This is a genomic window from Pseudomonas sp. G11 (assembly GCF_029457515.1).
Classification (GTDB): Bacteria; Pseudomonadota; Gammaproteobacteria; order Pseudomonadales; family Pseudomonadaceae; genus Aquipseudomonas; species Aquipseudomonas gorinensis.
Map to the genome: position 1 here is coordinate 6,230,471 of NZ_CP120377.1, position 20,133 is coordinate 6,250,603.

At 61.7% G+C, this 20,133-nt stretch carries 12 protein-coding genes, 1 pseudogene and 1 riboswitch; of the genes and pseudogenes, 2 read left to right on the forward strand and 11 right to left on the reverse strand.

Annotated elements, in window-relative coordinates; genetic code table 11:
- Positions 1–56 precede the first annotated feature (56 nt).
- Both alaS and ltaE read right to left on the reverse strand, forming a co-directional pair.
- Positions 57–2,675, reverse strand: coding sequence for an alanine--tRNA ligase (gene alaS / locus P2T68_RS28640; RefSeq protein ID WP_277378628.1), 2,619 nt, complete (start codon positions 2,673–2,675; stop codon positions 57–59).
- A gap of 146 nt (positions 2,676–2,821) precedes the next feature.
- A complete protein-coding gene (ltaE, locus tag P2T68_RS28645; RefSeq protein WP_277378629.1) occupies positions 2,822–3,826 on the reverse strand; it encodes a low-specificity L-threonine aldolase in 1,005 nt (334 codons plus the stop codon).
- A gap of 190 nt (positions 3,827–4,016) precedes the next feature.
- Positions 4,017–4,186, forward strand: a riboswitch (FMN riboswitch).
- A 113-nt stretch (positions 4,187–4,299) separates the two neighbouring features.
- Here ltaE and P2T68_RS28650 point away from each other — a divergent pair.
- Positions 4,300–4,809 carry a 6,7-dimethyl-8-ribityllumazine synthase gene (locus P2T68_RS28650; protein ID WP_024077001.1) on the forward strand — a complete coding sequence of 170 codons (510 nt, stop codon included), beginning with the start codon at positions 4,300–4,302 and terminating at the stop codon, positions 4,807–4,809.
- 61 nt (positions 4,810–4,870) lie between these two features.
- Here P2T68_RS28650 and astE read toward each other — a convergent pair whose 3' ends face one another.
- The 7 genes from astE to P2T68_RS28685 all read right to left on the reverse strand — a co-directional run bounded on the left by astE (position 4,871) and on the right by P2T68_RS28685 (position 12,697).
- Entirely contained in the window at positions 4,871–5,875 is a 1,005-nt protein-coding gene (astE, locus tag P2T68_RS28655) for a succinylglutamate desuccinylase (RefSeq protein WP_102624091.1), read from the reverse strand.
- Positions 5,876–5,886: 11 nt separating this feature from the next.
- Positions 5,887–6,177 (reverse strand): hypothetical protein, encoded by a 291-nt coding sequence (locus P2T68_RS28660; protein WP_024077003.1) that lies wholly within the window; start codon positions 6,175–6,177, stop codon positions 5,887–5,889.
- Positions 6,178–6,200: 23 nt separating this feature from the next.
- Positions 6,201–7,547 (reverse strand): N-succinylarginine dihydrolase, encoded by a 1,347-nt coding sequence (astB, locus tag P2T68_RS28665; RefSeq protein ID WP_024077004.1) that lies wholly within the window; start codon positions 7,545–7,547, stop codon positions 6,201–6,203.
- 156 nt (positions 7,548–7,703) lie between these two features.
- Positions 7,704–9,173: a succinylglutamate-semialdehyde dehydrogenase gene (gene astD, locus P2T68_RS28670; RefSeq protein WP_277379777.1), complete on the reverse strand. Its 1,470-nt coding sequence runs from the start codon at positions 9,171–9,173 to the stop codon at positions 7,704–7,706.
- On the reverse strand, positions 9,170–10,195 hold the full coding sequence (gene astA / locus P2T68_RS28675) for an arginine N-succinyltransferase (protein ID WP_024077006.1): 1,026 nt from the start codon (positions 10,193–10,195) through the stop codon (positions 9,170–9,172). The genes astD and astA overlap by 4 nt, the downstream gene beginning before the upstream one ends.
- A gap of 47 nt (positions 10,196–10,242) precedes the next feature.
- Positions 10,243–11,262 carry an arginine/ornithine succinyltransferase subunit alpha gene (aruF, locus tag P2T68_RS28680; RefSeq protein ID WP_024077007.1) on the reverse strand — a complete coding sequence of 340 codons (1,020 nt, stop codon included), beginning with the start codon at positions 11,260–11,262 and terminating at the stop codon, positions 10,243–10,245.
- Between the two features lie 214 nt (positions 11,263–11,476).
- Entirely contained in the window at positions 11,477–12,697 is a 1,221-nt protein-coding gene (locus P2T68_RS28685) for an aspartate aminotransferase family protein (protein WP_150055114.1), read from the reverse strand.
- A 312-nt stretch (positions 12,698–13,009) separates the two neighbouring features.
- On the opposite strand from P2T68_RS28685, the gene P2T68_RS28690 reads away from it, so the two are divergent.
- On the forward strand, positions 13,010–18,928 hold the full coding sequence (locus P2T68_RS28690; RefSeq protein ID WP_277378630.1) for a DUF6543 domain-containing protein: 5,919 nt from the start codon (positions 13,010–13,012) through the stop codon (positions 18,926–18,928).
- Positions 18,929–18,939: 11 nt separating this feature from the next.
- Here the strand turns inward: P2T68_RS28690 and P2T68_RS28695 are convergent, their stop codons facing one another.
- Both P2T68_RS28695 and P2T68_RS28700 read right to left on the reverse strand, forming a co-directional pair.
- Positions 18,940–19,920, reverse strand: a complete 981-nt coding sequence (locus tag P2T68_RS28695; RefSeq protein WP_024077010.1) for a GlxA family transcriptional regulator — start codon at positions 19,918–19,920, stop codon at positions 18,940–18,942.
- Between the two features lie 97 nt (positions 19,921–20,017).
- Positions 20,018–20,128 (reverse strand): annotated as a pseudogene (locus P2T68_RS28700) (outer membrane lipoprotein carrier protein LolA); the annotation flags it as partial.
- Between the last annotated feature and the right edge of the window lie 5 nt (positions 20,129–20,133).

Sequence of the window (20,133 nt, forward strand, 5' to 3'; positions counted from 1 at the left end):
AATCTTCCAGCAACCGAGCGAGCCCATGACTAGACCATGGGCCCGTTACCAGCGCCTTAAATACCTGCCTCGACAAACGGCACGGTCAGGGCCAGGGCCGCGTCCAGGGCACCAGCGTCTACACCACCGCCTTGCGCCATGTCCGGACGACCACCGCCCTTCCCGCCCACTGCCGCAGCGGCTTGCTTCATCAAATCACCGGCCTTGAGTTGACCGGTCAGGTCCTTGGTTACACCGGCAACCAGAACGACCTTATCCTCATGGACACTGCCGAGCAGGATCACTGCGCGGCCGAGCTTGTTCTTCAACTGATCGACCAAGGCCAACAACGCCTTGCCATCCTGACCGTCCAGGCGCGCTGCCAGGACTTTCACACCCTTGACGTCCAGGGCGGAAGCAGACAAATCGTCACCTGCCGCGCTGGCAGCCTTGGCTTGCAACTGCTCCAGCTGTTTCTCCAGCACGCGGTTGCGCTCGAGCACGGCCGACAGCTTGTCGATCAGATTGTCGCGGCTGCCCTTGACGAGCGTAGCCGCTTCCTTGAGTTGTTCTTCAGCCGCATTGAGATAGGCCAGGGCCGCAGCACCGGTCACCGCTTCGATACGACGTACGCCCGATGCCACACCGCCTTCGCTGATGATTTTCAGCAGGCCGATGTCGCCCGTACGGTTGGCGTGGATACCGCCACACAGTTCCACCGAGAAGCTGCCGCCCATGCTCAGTACACGCACGTTGTCGCCATACTTCTCGCCGAACAGCGCCATGGCCCCCTTGGCCTTGGCGGTCTCGATATCGGTCTCTTCGGTTTCCACCGGGGTGTTCTTGCGCACTTCGGCGTTGACGATGTCTTCCAGGGCCTTGATTTGCTCCGGCTTGATCGCTTCGAAGTGGCTGAAGTCGAAGCGCAGGCGCTGGCTGTCGACCAACGAGCCCTTCTGCTGGACGTGCTCGCCCAATACCTGGCGCAGTGCAGCATGCAGCAAGTGAGTGGCCGAGTGGTTCAGCGACGTGGCGTGACGCACATCGGCGTCTACCTGGGCGTCCACTGGCGAACCGACGATCAGGCTGCCCGACGCCAATACACCGTGGTGCAGGAAGGCGCCGCCGGTCTTGGTGGTATCGCGCACATCAAAACGACCGGAGGACGCCTTGAGGAAACCGCAGTCGCCAATCTGGCCACCGGACTCGGCGTAGAACGGCGTCCGGTCCAGGACCACCACGCCGTCGTCACCTTCGTTCAAGACGTCGACCGACTGGCCGTCCTTGTACAGCGCAACGACCTTGGCCGCACCGCTGGTGGCCTTGTAGCCGGTAAATTCGGTGGCCACGTCAACCTTGACCAGGCTGTTGTAGTCCATGCCGAACGAGCTGGCGGAACGCGCGCGCACACGCTGGGCCTCCATCTCACGCTCGAAGCCTGCCTCGTCCAGGGTCAGGTTACGCTCACGGGCGATGTCGCCGGTCAGGTCCATCGGGAAGCCGTAGGTGTCATAGAGCTTGAACACCACGTCGCCCGGCACCACGCTGCCTTGCAGGCCGGCGAGGTCTTGCTCGAGGATTTTCAGGCCCTGCTCCAGGGTCTTGGCGAACTGCTCTTCTTCAGCCTTGAGCACGCGCTCGATGTGCGCCTGGTTCTGCTTGAGTTCCGGGAATGCATCGCCCATCTCGGCAACCAGGGCCGCGACGATCTGGTAGAAGAAGCTACCGCTGGCGCCCAACTTGTTGCCGTGACGGCAAGCGCGACGAATGATACGGCGCAGCACGTAGCCACGGCCTTCGTTGGACGGCAGCACGCCGTCGGCAATCAGGAAGCCGCAGGAACGGATGTGGTCAGCCACCACTTTCAACGACGCCTGGTCTTCATTGGCGCAACCAATGGCCTTCGCAGCCGCGGCCAGCAGGCTCTGGAACAGGTCGATTTCGTAGTTGGAATGAACGTGCTGCATCACCGCACTGATCCGCTCCAGGCCCATGCCGGTATCTACCGACGGCGCTGGCAACGGATGCAACACACCATTGGCGGTGCGGTTGAACTGCATGAACACGTTGTTCCAGATTTCGATGTAACGGTCACCGTCTTCTTCCGGCGAACCCGGTGGGCCACCCCAGATATCGGCGCCGTGATCGTAGAAAATCTCGGTGCAAGGACCGCACGGGCCGGTATCGCCCATGGTCCAGAAGTTGTCGGAGGCGTACGGCGCGCCTTTGTTGTCGCCGATACGCACCATGCGCTCAGGCGGCACCCCGACTTGCTTGGTCCAGATGTCGTAAGCCTCGTCATCGCTGGCGTAGACGGTGACCCAGAGCTTTTCCTTCGGCAGTTTCAGTACGCCGGTCAGGAAGGTCCAGGCGAAGTTGATCGCATCCTGCTTGAAATAATCGCCAAAGCTGAAGTTGCCGAGCATTTCGAAAAAAGTGTGGTGACGGGCGGTGTAGCCGACGTTTTCCAGGTCGTTGTGCTTACCACCGGCGCGCACGCACTTCTGGCTGCTGACGGCACGGGTGTAGGCGCGTTTTTCCTGGCCCAGGAAGCAGTCCTTGAACTGGTTCATCCCCGCGTTGGTGAACAGCAGGGTGGGGTCGTTGCCTGGGATCAAGGAGCTGGAGGCGACACGGGTGTGACCTTGCTCTTCGAAGAAGCGAAGGAAGGCTTCACGGATTTCTGCGCTTTTCATTAGGTTCTTCCACGGAGTCTGCGGCCAAAGGCCAGTGCGCAACATCATCAGACGGAGCGACGGCAAAGGGCCGCATTATATCGGCCCTTTGCCGGTGGTACAGCGTGTTTATGTGATAGAAACAGTCAATTAGACGGTCTGCACGCTCATTTGCGCGAAAACTCGACGAATGTTTGCACGACCTGCTCGATTTGCGCCCGGCTGACATCCAGATGCGTGACCATGCGCAGACGCGGCGCGGCGCTCAATTTGACCCCGCGTTCAGCGGCAAAGGCTTTCAAGGCTTCGGCCTGCTCACCGATCTGTACGTAGACCATATTGGTCTGCACCGGCTCCACGGTATAACCGGCCTTGCGCAACTCCTCCCCCAGCCATTGCGCATTGGCGTGATCGTCGGCCAGGCGCTGCACCTGGTGGTCCAGCGCATACAGCCCCGCCGCCGCCAGGGAGCCGGCCTGGCGCATGCCACCGCCGACCATCTTGCGCAGGCGCCGCGCCTTGGCGATCAGCGCCGTGGAACCACACAACACCGAGCCAATCGGCGCGCCGAGGCCCTTGGACAGGCACACCGACACCGAATCGAAGTGCCGCGTGATCTCCCGCGCATCCACCTCCAGCTTGACCGCTGCGTTGTAGAGGCGCGCGCCGTCCAGGTGCAGGGCCAGGCCATGTTCACGGGTAAAGGCCCGGGCTTTCGCCAGGTATTCCAGTGGCAGCACCTTGCCCTGCATCGTGTTTTCCAGGGCCAGCAGGCGGGTGCGGGCGAAGTGGAAATCGTCGGGCTTGATCGCGGCCAGCACCTGGTCCAGGTCCAGGGAGCCGTCCGCCTGGACTTCCAGCGGTTGCGGCTGGATCGAACCCAGCACCGCCGCACCGCCGCCTTCATATTTATAGGTGTGGGCCTGTTGGCCGACGATGTATTCCTCGCCGCGTTCACAGTGCGCCATCAACGCCAGCAGGTTGCTCATGGTGCCGGTCGGGACGAACAACGCCGCAGGGAACCCCAGGCGCTTGGCCAGTTCGGCCTCCAGGCGGTTGACGCTGGGGTCTTCACCGTAGACATCATCGCCACTGACGGCGCTGGCCATCGCGTCGAGCATGCCGGGGGTGGGTTGGGTCACGGTGTCGCTGCGCAGGTCAATCACGGTCATGAAACAGGCCTCTGGCGGATTGGATAAGTCCCTTTGTGAGTGATTACTGCGGGCAAAGCCACGGAATATCAAGCCCCACTCGCATTCAATCGAATACCAACCAAACAAACCGATATAGGTTATCGATACAGCGATCGTGCAGTTTTTGAAAAACCATGTTAAAAACTCTCCGCCGCCAGGGTTCTGGTGGCAACGTTCTCAGGGCGGGGTGCAATTCCCCACCGGCGGTAATTGCGCGCAATGTGCATAGCCCGCGAGCGCTTGGCGCCTCGAACTGCTCACGCAGGACGGCGACAAGGTCAGCAGACCCGGTGTGATCCCGGGGCCGACGGTCATAGTCCGGATGAAGAGAGAACGGGATTGGCACCTAAGGGCCGCACGCTGACCGCATGCCTGCATGACTCAGCGGTTCGTACCCTTAAATCCCATTCGATTCATAACGCCCTGTTTTTTTCTTAAACAGGAGTCAGAACATGCAACCCACCGCAATCGACAGCAAAAGCAAAAACCACCACGGCGAGCGCGTCGCGTTTATCCAGGCCTGCTGGCACAAGGATATTGTCGACCAGTCCCGTAAAGGCTTCCTCGCCGAAATGATCGCCCTGGGCTACCAGGAATCGGACATCGACTTCTTCGAAGTCGGCGGCGCCTTTGAAATGCCCCTGCACGCCAAACTGCTGGCCAAGACCGGCCGTTACGCCGGTATCGTCGCCGCCGCGCTGGTGGTGGATGGCGGCATCTACCGTCACGAATTCGTCGCCCAGTCGGTGGTCAGTGGCCTGATGCAGGTACAGCTGGAAACCGAAGTGCCAGTGTTCTCGGTGTCCCTGACCCCGCATCACTTCCATGCCGGCAGTGAGCACCACACGTTCTTCTACGAGCACTTCGTACACAAAGGCCAGGAAGCTGCGCGCACTTGCGCCGACACCCTGCACAAGGTGCGTGCGATCCGTCGCAGTGAGCCGCGGGCACTAGCGGTCTAAGCAACAAATGTGGGAGGGGGCTTGCCCCCTCCCACATTTGGATCCGGATACGCCTTGAGACCTATGCCAGGCCCACGTCCGTGGTCGGCACAATCAATATCCCTGCCCGCAAGCCATTCTTCACCTTCGGGTTGGGGAAGATGATGCGTGCACCCTCCTCCTCGATCACCCAGCGGGTCTTGGCGACGTCTTCGGCCAGCAGATAACCCTTTTCCAGTTCCGAAAAGTTTTCCACGTCCGCCGGCAGGTGCAGCAGGAACGCATCGCTGTGCTTGATGACTTCCCGCGACACGGCGAACAGTTTCAAGCCGTCCAGGCTGTCAGTCTCAGGCTCGCTGCCTTCGATGATCTGCTTGAGGCGCAGCTCCAGGCGGGAAACATTGACGCCCTGGTTCTGCCCGAACGGCCGCGCCTTGCCCAGCTCCAGGGTGAAGGCTTCGGCACCGAGTTGTTCGTAGGTAAAGGCAGTGAAGGTGATCGAGGTCTTGTTCTGCAGCAGCACCGCCTGCATGCCGGCAGCGCTCAAGCGGGCCAGTTCGCGCCGCGAGTGCTGGCGCCCGTCCTTCCATGGGTAAAGGGCGAACTGCTCGATCTTCGAGCCGCGAATCGCAGTGTGCAGGTCGTAATGCAGGCGCGAACGGCCAGGCACGCTGAAAAAGCTGCGGGCCAGTTGCTCCAGCTCGGCGGCACGCATGGCCTCGGGGCCGATGTTTTGTTCATGACGGCCGTTGAACAGCCGGTTGACGTCCAGTTCGAGGTAACGTTCACCGCGGCGCATGGCCTCGGGGTTGCCGAACAGGAACAAAATACGGGTGCGGGGCTTGATCTGCCCACGGGCAATGCCATGCAACAGGCGGTCGAGCAATTCGATCGGCGCGGTTTCGTTGCCATGGATACCGGACGACAGCAGCAGGTCGCCGCCGTTGTCGCGGGCTTGCGGCGGGCGTACTTCGAGTGCGCCCTCGCTGAGCCAGCGCATCTGCACGCCGTCGACAGTCAGTTGAATTTTTTGCGCCGGTTCGCGACCGGCGAGGGTCAGTTCAAGCAGTTTGCCGAGGGCGAGCATACGCAGCTTCCTTAGTGGTTGCAGCCTGGGCCGTGGACGTGATCGTCATCATCACCTTCAACGTCGGCCGGTTCCATTTCCAGTTGCAGGCTCATCAGGTTGGTAGCCAGTGGGCGCATCAGCAGGTTGGCGTATTCGGAGTCGCCTTCTTCCACATCCACACCGATCAGCAGCTGGCCACGGCCGTCGTGCTGGATCCAGATTTCCTTACCCTGCCAGACCACGGCGACGCGGGTGCAGGAGGTTTCCAGCTGGGTGCCGTCGGTGTCTTCAAGGATCAGTTGCAGGGTGTCGGTGCTCATAAATAACTCTCAGCCGTACGGCGTTAATTGATCTGGAAAGGATAAACCGAGCCCAGTTTAAGGATTTGCGTCAGTTCATCCAGTGCCGTCCGGCACTCAAGCAGCAATTGCGGGTCAGCCAGGTCGGTTTCGCGCAGGCTGTCGCGGTAGTGCTTGTCGACCCATTGGGTCAGTGTGTCGTACAACGGCGCGGTCATGATAACCCCTGGGTTCACCGCTGCCAGCTCGGTTTCGTTCAACGCCACGCGCAAACGCAGGCACGCCGGCCCACCGCCATTCTGCATGCTTTGCTTGAGGTCGAAGACCTTGACTTCGCGAATCAACCCACCGGACGCCGTCAGGCCTTGCAAGTAGTGCCATACGCGCTCGTTGGCGCGGCATTCTTCGGGCACGATCAGCAACATCGAGCCATCGGCGCGGCTCAGCAGTTGGCTGTTGAACAGGTAGGAACGCACGGCGTCCTCGACACTGACCTGGGCGCGCGGCACGCAGATGGACTGGAAATTGCCGCCCAACCGGCCCAACTTGCCCTGCAACTCGGCAAGCATCTGTTCGGTATTGAGGAACGCATCCTCGTGGTAGAACAGCACTTCGCCGTTGCCCACCGCGATCACATCGTTGTGGAACACGCCGGCATCGATCACGGCCGGGTTCTGCTGGGCGTAGACCACGCCTTCATCTTTCAAACCGTGCAGCCGCGCAACGGCTTGCGACGCTTCCAGGGTTTGACGCGCCGGGTATTTCTGCGGGGCGGGGTAACGGCTGTCGAACGCGCTGCGGCCGTACACGAAAAACTCCACACCGGCCTGGCCATAGTCGCGGCAAAAACGCGTGTGGTTGGCTGCGCCTTCGTCACCGAACTGCGCCACCGCCGGCAGGGCCGCGTGGTGGGCAAAGTGTTTCTGGTCAGCAAACATCGCCCCCAGCACGCGGCTGGTCGTGGGGTGTTCGATGCTGCGGTGGTATTTGCAATTGAGGTTGGCGGCGGTGAAATGCACGCGGCCATCCGCGGTGTCGGCGCTCGGGCTGACGGTGGCGGCATTGGCCACCCACATGCTCGATGCCGAACAACTGGCCACCAGCAGCGGCATGGCGTGCTTGGCCGCCTGCTCGATCACTTGGGCGTCGCTGCCGCTGAAGCCGAGGTTGCGCAAGGCGGCCACGTCCGGACGTTCCTGAGGCGCGAGCACCCCTTGCACGAAGCCCATGTCCATCAGCGCTTTCATCTTCTGCAAGCCCTGCAACGCGGCTTCCTTGGGGTTGGAAGACTGCTGGCTGTTGCTCTGGGACGCGACGTTGCCGTAGGACAAACCGCCGTAGTTATGGGTCGGCCCCACTAGACCGTCAAAATTGACTTCATAGGATTTCATCGGCGAGGCTCCACGAACATCTGTTTTTATAGGCTTCAAAAGTCTTCAACACACCACAAATCCAGTGTGGGAGGAGGCTTGCCTCCGATAGCTGACTGTCAGTTGATAAATCAGATGACAGACACACCGCCATCGGGGGCAAGCTCCCTCCCACAGTCAGATCAGTGTGATGCCGGGGGTTAGCGTGGCAGGCACCACCAGGCTCGGGGTCTCCAGCGACGCCACCGGGTACGCGCAATAATCCGCCGCATAATAGGCACTGGCGCGATGGTTGCCCGACGCCCCTACCCCACCAAATGGCGCGGTACTGGCGGCGCCGGTCAGCTGTTTGTTCCAGTTGACGATCCCGGCACGGCTTTCCAGCCAGAATTGCTGGTAACGCGCTTCGGAATCGGACAACAAGCCAGCGGCCAGGCCGTACTGGGTGTTGTTGGCTTCGGCAATCGCCGCGGCGAAATCAGCGTAGCGGATCACCTGCAACAGTGGGCCGAACAGCTCTTCATCTTCGCGCTCGGTCACCCCGGTGACGTCGATGATGCCCGGCGTCAACAACGCGGCCTGCTCCTGGGGCTGGGTCATTTCCAGCAGGGCCACGGCACCATTGGCCAACATCAGTTCCTGGGCTTGCATCAAGGCTTTGGCCGCCGCCAGGGAAATCACCGAGCCCATGAACGGCGCGGGTTGCTGGTCGAAGGCACCGACGCTGATCGATGCACTGACCGCCACCAGGCGCGCCAGCAACGCATCGCCCCAGGCGCCTTCGGGCACCAGCAGGCGACGGGCACAGGTGCAGCGCTGGCCGGCGGAGATAAACGCCGACTGGATAATGGTGTAGACCGCTGCGTCCAAATCGGCCACTTCATCCACCACCAGCGGGTTATTGCCGCCCATTTCCAGGGCCAGGATCTTGTCCGGACGCCCGGAGAACTGCTGGTGCAGATGGTTGCCGGTGCGGCTGGAGCCGGTGAAGAACAACCCATCGATGCCTGGGTTGGCCGCCAACGCAATGCCAGTTTCCCGCGCGCCTTGCAGCAGGTTGAGTACGCCCGCCGGCAAACCGGCGTCGATCCAGCATTGCACGGTCAGCTCGGCGACTTTGGGGGTCAGCTCGCTCGGTTTGAACAATACGGTGTTACCCGCCAGCAGGGCTGGGACGATATGCCCGTTGGGCAAGTGACCCGGGAAGTTGTAAGGGCCGAACACCGCGACCACGCCGTGGGGCTTGTGGCGCAATACGGCGGTGGCGTCGCCCAGCGGGCCGCTCTTCTCGCCGGTACGCTCGCGGTAGCTTTGTACCGAGATGGCGATCTTGTTGGCCATGCTGGTGACTTCGGTGGCCGACTCCCACAGCGGCTTGCCGGTTTCTTCGCCGATGCAGCGGGCGATTTCATCGGCGCGGCTTTTCAGGGTATTGGCGAAGGCTTCCAGCACGCTGATGCGCTCCTCCAGCGGGCGCCGGGCCCAGCCCGGAAACGCCTGGCGCGCCGCCTGCACGGCGGACTCAACCTGTTCGACGCTGGCGCCATTGCCGGCCCACAGCACTTGCTGGGTCACCGGGTTGCGCGATTCGAACAGCTCACCCTGGCCTGCCAGCCAGCTACCTGCGATATACAGCGAATTCATTATTTCGACTCCCGAGCAGCAGACAACGGTACGGCACGCACTTGATCACCCACTACCAGTTGCAGGCGCTTGGCGGTCAACGGATCCACCACCAGGGTGCCCGCCGCCAGGCGCGCCGGTGCGGCGGTGATGCGGCAGTCTTCGCGCTTGCGGTTATGGATCAGGAACGGCGTGGCGTCGTCACCTGGCGTGCCAATGGCCAACACCAGGGACTGGCTGTCGCGCACCGCACGAATCTTGCTGGTTTCACACTCCACGGCCGGGCCGGCGTCGAAGATGTCGACATAGCCCTGGTAGCTGAAGCCTTCGCTCTTGAGCATGCTCAGGGCCGGCTCGGTGTCCGGGTGGACCTTGCCGATCACGTTGCGCGCGTCTTCGGAAAGGAAGCAGCTGTACAGCGGGAACTTGGGCATCAGCTCGGCGATAAAAGCCTTGTTGCCCACGCCAGTGAGGTAGTCGGCCTGGCTGAATTCCATCTTGAAGAAATGCCGGCCCAGGCTTTCCCAGAACGGCGAACGCCCGGCGTCGTTGGACACCCCGCGCATCTCGGCAATGATCTTGTTGCCAAACAGCTGCGGGAATTCAGCGATAAACAGCAGGCGCGCCTTGGCCAGCATGCGGCCATTGAGGCCAGTGCGGTAATCGGCATGCAGGAACAACGAGCACAGTTCGGAATTGCCGGTGAGGTCGTTGGCCAGGAACAGCGTCGGGATCTCACGGTAGATATTCAGTTCCTGGGAGGCGCTGACGGTCAGGCCTACACGGAAGTTGTACCAGGGCTCACGCAGGCCGACGGCGCCAGCGATGGCGGAAATCCCCACTACGCGGCCTTCGTCGTTTTCCAGCACGAACAGGTAGTCGGCATCGCCGCGCCCGGCTTCGCCGCGAAAGGTTTTTTCCGCCCAGCCGACCCGGTGGGTCAGGCGCTCTTCGTTGGCCGGCAAGGTGGTCAGGCCGGTGCCGGTGCTGCGCGCCAGATCAATCAGGGCCGGTAAATCGCTGCTGCGTACGGGACGAACGATCATGCTATCTCCTCAAACGGGCCGCTTTGCAGCCACCCGCGAAACTCTATTTATACCGCTACCAGGCGCACACTCGCGCCGTCGCCGACACCCAGGGCTTCGGCCGCGGCCAAGTCCAGGGTCACCGGTTTGCCGGGGGCGTAGTCCAGTTCCAGCATCACCGCGCGGTAGTCCTGCAACTGGCCGTTGCTCACCAGGTACTGGCGGCCGACGCCCTTGACCATTTCACCGATTTTCACCGGCACCACACGGCTCTGGGCGATCGAGCGAATCCCCGAGACCCGTGCGTGCAACGTCGGGCCACCGTCGAAGATGTCGATGTAATGGTCGGTCTCGAAGCCTTCGCGCATCAGGATGTCGAAGGTGATCTGCGCCCGCGGGTGCACCTGGCCCATGGCTTCCTGGGCTTCGTCCGGCAGCAGCGGTACATAGATCGGGTAATGCGGCATCAGCTCGGCGAGGAAGGTGCGGCTTTTCAGCCCGCACAGGCGCTCGGCGGCGGCATAGTTGAGGTCGAAGAAATTGCGCCCGATCGCATCCCAGAACGGCGAGTCTCCGTTCTCATCGCTGTAGCCGACAATCTCGGTCACCACCGAGTCGGCAAAGCGCTCGGGGTGGCTGGCAACGAACAACAGGCGGCCACGGGAATTGAGTTCCGACCACGGCGAACCGACCAGCTCGGGCACCACGTAGAAGCTGGTGAGCAGGCTGTTGCCGGTGAGGTCGTGACACTGGGAAAGCACGTGGATCTTGTTGTGAATCTTCAGCTCACGGGAGGCGTGCACGAAGGTTTCGTTGCGAAAGCTGTAGAACGGCTCCGAGTAGCCGGCCGAAGCGACGATGGCCGAGCAGCCCGCCAGCTTGCCGGTCTCGGTGTCTTCCAACACAAAGAAATAGCTCTCTTCACCGTTGAAACTGACCTCGGCCGCGAAAGACGCTTCGCTGGCCGCGATCTTGTCACTCAGGCGTTCGACATCATCCGGCAAGGAAGTGACACCAATCGGGCTGTCCGCAGCCAGACGCTGTACCTCGCCCAGATCAGCCATTTGCGCGGGGCGCATCACCAGCATGGTGTCACTCCTTAACTCGAAAACTCATAGGAAAAAAAATACCGGACAGGTCAGGAACACCACCTATCCTCTTGTGGGGCAAATTTCAATGTGGGAGGGGGCTTGCCCCCGATAGCCGTCTTCCAGTTGTTGCATCAGTGACTGATACACCGCTATCGGGGGCAAGCCCCCTCCCACATTTTTGACCCGGTTCAGCCAGCAAAATGTGTCGCTATCAGGCTTGGGTCAGGGTTTTTACCGCACGTTCGAAGCGATCCAGGCCTTCGTTGATGTCCGCCTCGTCCACCACCAGGCTCGGCGCGAAACGCACCACGTCGGGGCCGGCTTGCAGGATCATCAGGTTTTCTTTCTCGGCCGCGTTGAACACGTCCTTGGCCTTGCCTTTCCAGGCGTCGCTCAACACGCAACCCAGCAGCAGGCCGAGGCCGCGCACTTCGGTGAAGATGCCGTACTGCTTGCCGATCTGTTCCAGGCGCGCCTTGAACAGGTCGTGCTTGGCGTTGACGCCAGCCAGCACTTCAGGCGTGTTGATCACATCGATCACCGCCCCCGCCACCGCACACGCCAGCGGGTTGCCGCCGTAGGTGGTGCCGTGGGTGCCGACCACCAGGTGCTTGGCCAAAGCTTGCGTGGTGAGCATCGCGGCAATCGGGAAACCGCCGCCCAGGCTCTTGGCACTGGTGAGAATGTCCGGCACCACACCGTAATGCTGGTAGGCGAACAGGTGGCCGCTGCGGCCCATGCCGGTCTGCACTTCGTCGAAGACCAGCAGCGCGTCGTGGGCGTCGCACAGTTCGCGGGCGCCTTGCAGGTAGGCCAGCTCGGCCGGCAGCACGCCGCCCTCGCCTTGCACCGGCTCCAGCACCACGGCGCAGGTCTTGTCCGACACGGCGGCTTTCAGCGCGGCCAGGTCATTGAACGGCACATGGGTGATGCCGGTGATCTTCGGCCCGAAGCCGTCGGAATACTTCGACTGGCCACCGACGTTCACGGTGAACAGGGTACGGCCGTGGAAGCTGTTCAGCGCGGCGATGATCTCGTACTTCTCGCTGCCGAAACGGTCGAACGCGACACGACGGGCCAGCTTGAACGCGGCCTCGTTGGCTTCGGCGCCGGAGTTGCAGAAGAACACGCGCTCGGCAAAGGTGGCGTCGATCAGCTTGTGCGCCAGGCGCAGGGCCGGCTCATTGGTGAACACGTTGGAGACGTGCCACAGCTTGTTGGCCTGTTCGGTCAAGGCACCGACCAGCGCCGGGTGGGCGTGGCCCAATACGTTGACCGCGATGCCGCCGGCAAAGTCGATCAGCTCGCGACCCGCCTGGTCCCACACGCGGGAACCTTTGCCACGCACGGGGATGAAGGCAGCAGGTGCATAGTTGGGCACCATCACCTGGTCGAAATCGGCACGTTGCACCGGGGCTTGCTCAACGGACATCGGAGTCTCCTGAAGAGGAACGCCTGCCTGGAACTGGCGGGCGATGCAGGGATTGTAAGGACAGTTTTCAGTGCGGCCTTGTCGCCAAGCGACAACTTCTTATAGCGCCAACCCGCGATTTTCGCGGGTTTACGCCAATGCGACAAATAGCATCGCAATGGCGCAGTTTAAACGCTGGCGCGTCACAACGGCAGATGGTCAAGCCGGATAGCTGCAACGTAACGGGCGGCCGGTTATCTATCTACCCCCGATGGGCCCACCGAAATTGGTCTGCTCTCACGCCTGTTCATCACACCAAGGCGTCTCCCCCCCATGACCCAACCGACCTCATCCCTTCAACTCCCGGACCTGGCGGTTCATCGCGACCCGCACATGGACATCCTCACGCAGGCCGTTCCCGACTGGCTGCCCAACCTCTCCCCAGCCAGACGCACCGCGCTGAGCAACGTCCAGCCGGACCTCCCCGCGTGGTACAAAACCGCCACCCCTGAAGCCCATGACACCCTCAAAACCCTGGTGAGCGCTGCCTGGAAGGCGAAGACCGCGGTCGATCAGGCCATGGGCAACCTGAAGTCGCCGCAAGACTTCGCCGCCCCATTGCTCCAAGCGCGCCTCAAGCAACGCTTTGGCGTTGAGCCAGATGTCAGCGCCACCTACTTGCGCCTGTACATTCCCCAAACCATCCCCTGGTTCCCCGTTCGCTCGGGGGCGGCAAGAACCTGGACCGTTTCACTGGTAGACGCCGCCCTGCACAACTTTGAAGCGGGCGAAGTATTCGAAGCGTCATCCGGTTTCATCACCCAGCCCACCCGTACCGGTCAATTCGACAGCCTGCCTTCTCTCGACGCGCACATCGCGGTCGATCAGTTCACTGCCCTGTGCCGGGAACTGGACATCGGCGCCCAGTACCAGCGCTACCTTGAACAATTCTTTGATTTCAAAAACCCGGTGGCCGCAACCCGCCTGCGATTGAAGCTCAAGCAAAGCCAGGTGGCGGACTTGAGCGTCGCGTTGCAGATGGCCCGGATGAAAGGCGATCTGCCTGACGATCAGTCCTTCATACGCTTGCAACGCCTGCTCAACACCGACGACAGCCACAGCACCTGCTACCCGCTGCTGTGCTACAGCCTGAGCATCATGTCGACCACGCTGACCGGCATCGTGCTGTTTGCCGAAAACATTGGCAGTCGTCACCCGGTAGGTGTGATTGCCTATATCCCGGACGACCCCTACGCGCCGCTCAAACAGTACCCCACACTCGCCGACTTCATGAGCGCATTGGGCAACCACCTGCGCAACGCCGAGTACCAACAGTTCTTCAGCCGCTTCGTCAATCACGAAGAGCGCGGCCCCTTCTTCGCCGACCTCAACCGCCGGCTCTCCAAGGTCACCTGGCACCCGCACACCCACGGCGACCCGCTGCCGTCCTGGCGTGAGACCCCCATCGACCATCCACACCTGGCGTTCCGCGCCAGCGGCATCAGCGGGGACCTGTTCAGCCACCTGTTCCAGGCAACGCTCAGCAAGGTGTTCAACGATGCCCGCGCCATGGCCGTGTCCACGGCAAGCGTCGATCAGAAAGTACGCTGGGAGCGCTGGGCCATCGTGCAAAAAGTCGCGTCGGCGATCCTGCAAATCGCAGCGTTCATCGTCGCCCCATTTGTCCCTCCCGTGGGCCTGCTGATGCTCGGCTACAGCGCCTATCAAATGCTCGACGACGCCTTTGAATGGATCATCGACTGGGCGGTGGGCGACGTGACCGAGGCATTCGGGCACTTGTTATCGTTCGTGGAGCAAGGCGTGGAGCTGGGCTTGTTCATCGCCGGCGCGCCCATGGCCGCCAGCGCCCTACGCGCACTGCTGCCCTCCGAAGCGGTGAAGTTTTTCAACCGCCTCAAGCCCGTCATGCTGCCCAATGGCAAGGCACGGCTCTGGAAACCGGACCTCGCGCCCTACGCCCACGATATCCAACTGCCCAGCCACGCTTACCCCGGCCCAGAAGGGCTGCATCCCCATAACGGTAAAGATATCCTGCTGCTGTCGGACAAACCCTTCGTGGTACTGACGGATCCGAAGACCCAACAGCCCTACCTGAAACATCCCACCCGAACCAACGCCTACCGCCCGCCCCTGCTGACCAATGGCAAAGGCGCCTGGCTGAGCGAGCTGGATACCCCCTTGAGCTGGGACAGCGCCACGCTCATGAAACGCCAGGGGCCGAAAACGGCCGGGCTCAACGATGAACAACTGGCCATGGCTCGCCATATCAGCGCCATCGACGACGGCGCCTTGCGCAAGATGTACGTCAACCAGCACCGACCGCCCCCGCTGCTGACCGATACCCTTGAACGCCTCCAGATCGACCGGGCGCTGCAGGACTTCATCGACCAAATGAACAGCGATGACCCAGCGATTTACAAACGGGCCGATGCGCAAACCCAACTGCACCTGCTTGCCAACCTGAGCCTTTGGCCAAAAGCCAAGACGTTGCGCTTCCTCGATACCCAGGGCAAAACGCTCTGGGAACTGCCCGGTGAAAAAAACGCCAGCGTGGTGCAAGTACATGAAGCCCAATTGAAAAACGGCGACCTGCTGAAAACCTTGCTGGAAGCGCTGGACGAACCGCAACGCAAAACCTTGTTGGGGGAAGCGTTCGGTGATCCGGTCACCTCCATGTCCAATCGGGCGCTCAAACTCAGGAAAAAACTGGGCGCACTGGCCCAATCGCATCGCCGCGAGTTGTTCGAGACCCGCTACCTGCTGCTCGATAAACCGGGCAACCCGCGCCAGCAAACATTGATCGACAACACCCCAGGCCTGCCACTCAGCGCAGCCGACGCCCTGCTGGAGAGCGCCAGCAGCACAGAACTCAAAGACGTCGACCAAGGTACCGTCCCGGCGCGCTTGACCCAGCTGGCTCAAGCGCTGCGCGACGAGGCACAGGTCAACCATGCCTATGAGGGCCTGTATCTGGATTCGACGGACGACCTGGGCACCCATCGACTGGCCTTGCACTCCCTGGAGCGACTGCCTGGCTGGTCAAAAAAAATACGCCTCGAGATACACGACCAAACCGGCATCCTCATGGATGCCATCGGCCCACCGAAGGCACGGATCAAGCGCACCCTGGTACGTTCCCCCGAAGGGCGATACACCCCCCAAGACAGCCGCGGCCCACTGTCTGGCGAAACCGACCTGTACACCGCACTCCTCCAGGCCCTCCCGGATGCCAGGCGCGACGCCCTGGGCCTGCACATCGGCCAGGGCCCGGCACTCAAGCAGGCATTGCGCAAGCATGCCTTGGAACGCCAACCCTTGCGCAGGCTGCTCGGCGCCCAGCCGGCCCACCCGCCCACCGATAGCCGCACCCACCTGCGCTTGCTGGGCATGGATGCCTACCCACCAGCGCCTGCGGGGCCGGCCGCACAACCCGACCTGCGGGGCATGGCACGGGAACTGTTTCCCGCCCACACCGACGAACAAATCGCCGATCTGATCGAGGACCTCAACAGACGTCCGGGCGGGGCCATGCCGATCTTGACCGCGCTACGCCTGGAATACCTGCAGCTCGATCTCGACCTGGCCGCCTGGGTAGCCGACACCCCCAGGTACTCCGCAGACGCTGAGGTGAATATCAGCCACCAGGCACACAACGATGCGCGGCAAAATCGCCGCCTTTTCCGACAGGCGCTGCTACGTGGCTGGCGCCGGGAAACCGAGGTTGACGCATACTTCGCCCCTCCTGCCCGTAACGGCCAGATGCTCAAACTTCCCTACCCCCTTTCCGGGGAACTGCCGGCCTTGCGGGCAAACTTCGAACACATCTCCTACCTGGAACTCAAGGGCGATCAAACGGCCCTGAACGTCGATAGGTTTTTGCGCAGTTTCCCCAGGCTGCGTTACCTCAGCATCAGCAACGCTCAGTTGGGCGACCTACCGTTGGCCATCAACACCTCGCCCACCCTCAATACCTTGATTCTCAGCGAATGCAACATCACCCTGACGCCCGCGAGCCTGGCCAGGCTGACCGCCATGAACGCGCTTCGGACCCTGGACTTGTTCAATAATCCGCTGGAGCGGGTTCCCAGTGTCGAGAACATGGTTGACCTGCAGTTTCTGGACTTGTCCAGCACGGGCATATCCGCGATGCCTGCCGGCTTGCTCAGCCGACCGGCGCTGGAACTGGCGGTGCTCTCCAGCAACCAAATCACTCAAGTGCCGCCCGCGCTCTTTGAGCTGCCGGCCGATACCACCAAAACGTTCGACCTCTCCGACAACCCGCTGTCACGAGCGACCCTGGAGCAGGCCAAGACCTACTACCAACGCACGGGTATCTATTGGGGGATCGACGCTTCAGACGTGGATATCCGCCAAGTCAAATCGCTGTTCCCTGACTTCAGCGTGGATGAAGTCAACCGCTTTATCTTTGGCCTGCCCGGGAATCTGGAAATGGGCCAGATCGAATTGGCACGATTGGAAACTGAATACGCGGGCCTGTCCGACGGGCTCGACACATGGGTCAGGCAAACCACGCTGCCCGAGGAGCAAACCCGGCGACAAGCGTTCAAACAGACACTCCAAGCCTGCTGGCGTCGGGAGGGCGAATTGGATGAGCAGAGCCTGCAGGTCATCCCCACTTACGCCCTGGAAAACTCGCAACCCTTCGAGGGAGAATTCCCCCCTCTCAACAGCACGTTCAACCATGTATCGTCGTTGCGCCTGCAAGGGTCGGGGGCGCCGTTTCCGTTGCAGTCGCCACTGTTTTTCAAAGGGTTTCCTTCGCTCAACCATCTGGCTATCGAGCACTACGGGCTCAGTGATATCCCCGATGCGGTGTTCGATCTCCCCCAACTCTCGTCATTGCGCCTGCCCCACTGCCGCCTCACGCTGTCAGCCGAGAGCGCCGCATCACTCGCCACACTGGCCAACCTGGAGGAGCTGGACCTCAGTCATAACCCACTGGCTCGGTTCCCGGACTTTGCCCTGCCTCCCAGGCTTACCCGCCTCAACCTTCAAAAGACGGACCTGCCGCAAATCCCCTCAGGCCTGCTGACCTCCGTCGAACGCAAGCGCATCGACTTGAGCGACAACCTGATCACCCAGGTTCCCGAGGTAGCGTTCACCTTACCCGCAAACGTAACGGCGGCATTCGACCTCTCGCGCAACCCGCTGTCCAGGTCGACGCTGATGCAGATCAAACGCTATTGCCAGCGCACCGGCGAACATTTCCAGGCCGACGCGCCCACGCCAATGCGCGACAGGATCAAAGCGCTGTACCCCACCTTTGCCGAAGGTGAAGCCAATCGCTTTTTCTTTGAGCTGCCAGGCGGCCTGGACGAAGCCGCGCCGGCGCTTGAACGTCTTGAGGCCGAATATGAAAAACTGCGCGCCGATCTCCAGCAATGGGCGCTGGACACTCCCCAGCGACACCCGATTCTGGATGTGCCCCTGGATGAGCAAACACGAGCACAGGATCAACTCAATCGCATGGCCTTCAAGACATTACTTGAAGACGCCTGGCGCCGCGAAACCGAACTGGATGACAACAACGGCAGCCTTGAGGTCACCCACAGGCTGGGGTTCGACGCCCCGATCCTGGGCGAGCTGCCAGAACTGAGCGCACGCTTTGACCACATATCGTCCTTCGAGCTCGATGGAGAGGGCACGACGACCCGGGTCGATGGCCTCCTCAAGTGCTTTCCCAAACTCAAAAGCCTGACCCTCTGCAAGCTCAGCCTGGGCACGATTCCACCCACGGTGTTTACACTGACCGGGTTGAATACCCTGAGCCTGACCGAGTGCGCTATCGGATTAACCCCCATCAGCGTCGATGCGCTGTCAGGGGTCACGAACCTGGTGTATCTGGACTTGAGCGAGAACATCCTGGGCATCCCCCCCGATGTCAGTCACCTGACCCAACTGGAGTCGCTGTACTTGCAAGACACCGAGATCAGCGAACTACCACGAGGACTGTCCGCCTTGCCCGAGCTGCGCACCCTGGACTTGAGCGACAACCTGATCGAAGTGCTGCCCGCCGACTTTCTGGAACTGGCCTCGCCACTCGACCATACATCCGATTTGAGCGGCAACCCCTGGTCGGCGCAAAGCCTCAGCTACCTCAGGCAGTATTACCTGCAAACCGGCAACGACTTGGCAGTTGCACAGGCCCGCCTGGACACGCAGGGCAACCCGCTGGTCAGGCCCGCTTCGCCGGATAGCATGGAGGAATGAGGCGCACCTGATCAGCCGCGCTCAGACGGTACCGACGACAACTCGAAAGGGCTGCTGCTGCGCCGTTGGTTGCGGTCTTCGCGAGGGGTGGCGCCGAAGAAGTTGCGGTAGGCGCTGGAGAAATGCGGCCCCGAGGAGAAGCCGCAGGACAGGCCGATCTGGATGATCGACTTGCTGGTTTGCATCAACATCTGGCGGGCCTTGTTCAGGCGCAGTTCCAGGTAGTACTGGCTGGGGACGCGGTTGAGGTATTGCTTGAAGATCCGCTCCAGTTGTCGTCGCGACACGCACACATGCTGGGCAATTTCATCAGTGGTCAACGGCTCTTCGATATTGGCTTCCATCAGCAACACCGCCTGGGTCAGCTTCGGATGGCTGGAACCCAGGCGGTTTTGCAACGGGATACGCTGGCGCTCGCCACCTTCGCGAATGCGCTCCACCACCAGTTCTTCGGAGACCGCACCGGCCAGCTCGGCGCCGTGGTCGCGGGCCAGTACCGCCAGCAGCAGGTCAAGCACCGACATGCCACCGCAGGCGGTCAGGCGATCACGGTCCCAGTCGAACAGATGGCTGGTGGCGATGACCTTGGGGAAGCGCTCGGCGAAATCGTCCTGCCAGCGCCAGTGCACGGCGGCACGGTAGCCATCGAGCAGGCCCAGTTGCGCCAACGGGTAAACGCCGGCCGACAAGCCACCGATCACGCAACCGGCGCGAACGAGCTGCTTGAGCGCGGTGCTCAGTTGCGACGCGATCACGGTCGGCGGTTCGTCCGCCAGCAGGAACAGCTTCTGGAAGCCTTCGAGCTTGCCGGCCCACGGCTCGCCTGGCAATTGCCAGGCACCCTGGGTTGGCGGCTCGGCCAGCAGAAACGAGAGTTCGTAGACCACCTCCGGATGCACCCGTTGAGCAACGCGCAAAGCCTCCTCAGCCAGCGCAAGCGTGAGTGCTTTTGTGCTGGGCCAAATCAGGAAACCAATTTTGTGGGCGGTCATGGAGTGCTATCCGAAGCCTGTAACAGTAATAAAGACAAAGGCCAATGCTAGCCCGTAAACCAACACAAAGCTTAAAAACGATGAAGACCTGCTTTCCTGTAGGAGCGAGCTTGCTCGCGAAAAACCTGAGAACCCCACGGGGTATCAGGCTTCCCGCGTTACCGTTGACGATCTTCGCGAGCAAGCTCGCTCCTACAGGGGGGAGCAGCGGCC

What these genes read in the sequence shown, in the direction of transcription:
- P2T68_RS28660 (WP_024077003.1), bottom strand. Translation starts at nt 6,177, where the DNA reads ATGAGCACCGACACCCTGCAACTGATCCTTGAAGACACCGACGGCACC.
- astA (WP_024077006.1), bottom strand. Translation starts at nt 10,195, where the DNA reads ATGATCGTTCGTCCCGTACGCAGCAGCGATTTACCGGCCCTGATTGAT.
- alaS (WP_277378628.1), bottom strand. Translation starts at nt 2,675, where the DNA reads ATGAAAAGCGCAGAAATCCGTGAAGCCTTCCTTCGCTTCTTCGAAGAG.
- aruF (WP_024077007.1), bottom strand. Translation starts at nt 11,262, where the DNA reads ATGCTGGTGATGCGCCCCGCGCAAATGGCTGATCTGGGCGAGGTACAG.
- P2T68_RS28685 (WP_150055114.1), bottom strand. Translation starts at nt 12,697, where the DNA reads ATGTCCGTTGAGCAAGCCCCGGTGCAACGTGCCGATTTCGACCAGGTG.
- astB (WP_024077004.1), bottom strand. Translation starts at nt 7,547, where the DNA reads ATGAAATCCTATGAAGTCAATTTTGACGGTCTAGTGGGGCCGACCCAT.
- P2T68_RS28690 (WP_277378630.1), top strand. Translation starts at nt 13,010, where the DNA reads ATGACCCAACCGACCTCATCCCTTCAACTCCCGGACCTGGCGGTTCAT.
- P2T68_RS28695 (WP_024077010.1), bottom strand. Translation starts at nt 19,920, where the DNA reads ATGACCGCCCACAAAATTGGTTTCCTGATTTGGCCCAGCACAAAAGCA.
- P2T68_RS28650 (WP_024077001.1), top strand. Translation starts at nt 4,300, where the DNA reads ATGCAACCCACCGCAATCGACAGCAAAAGCAAAAACCACCACGGCGAG.
- ltaE (WP_277378629.1), bottom strand. Translation starts at nt 3,826, where the DNA reads ATGACCGTGATTGACCTGCGCAGCGACACCGTGACCCAACCCACCCCC.
- astE (WP_102624091.1), bottom strand. Translation starts at nt 5,875, where the DNA reads ATGCTCGCCCTCGGCAAACTGCTTGAACTGACCCTCGCCGGTCGCGAA.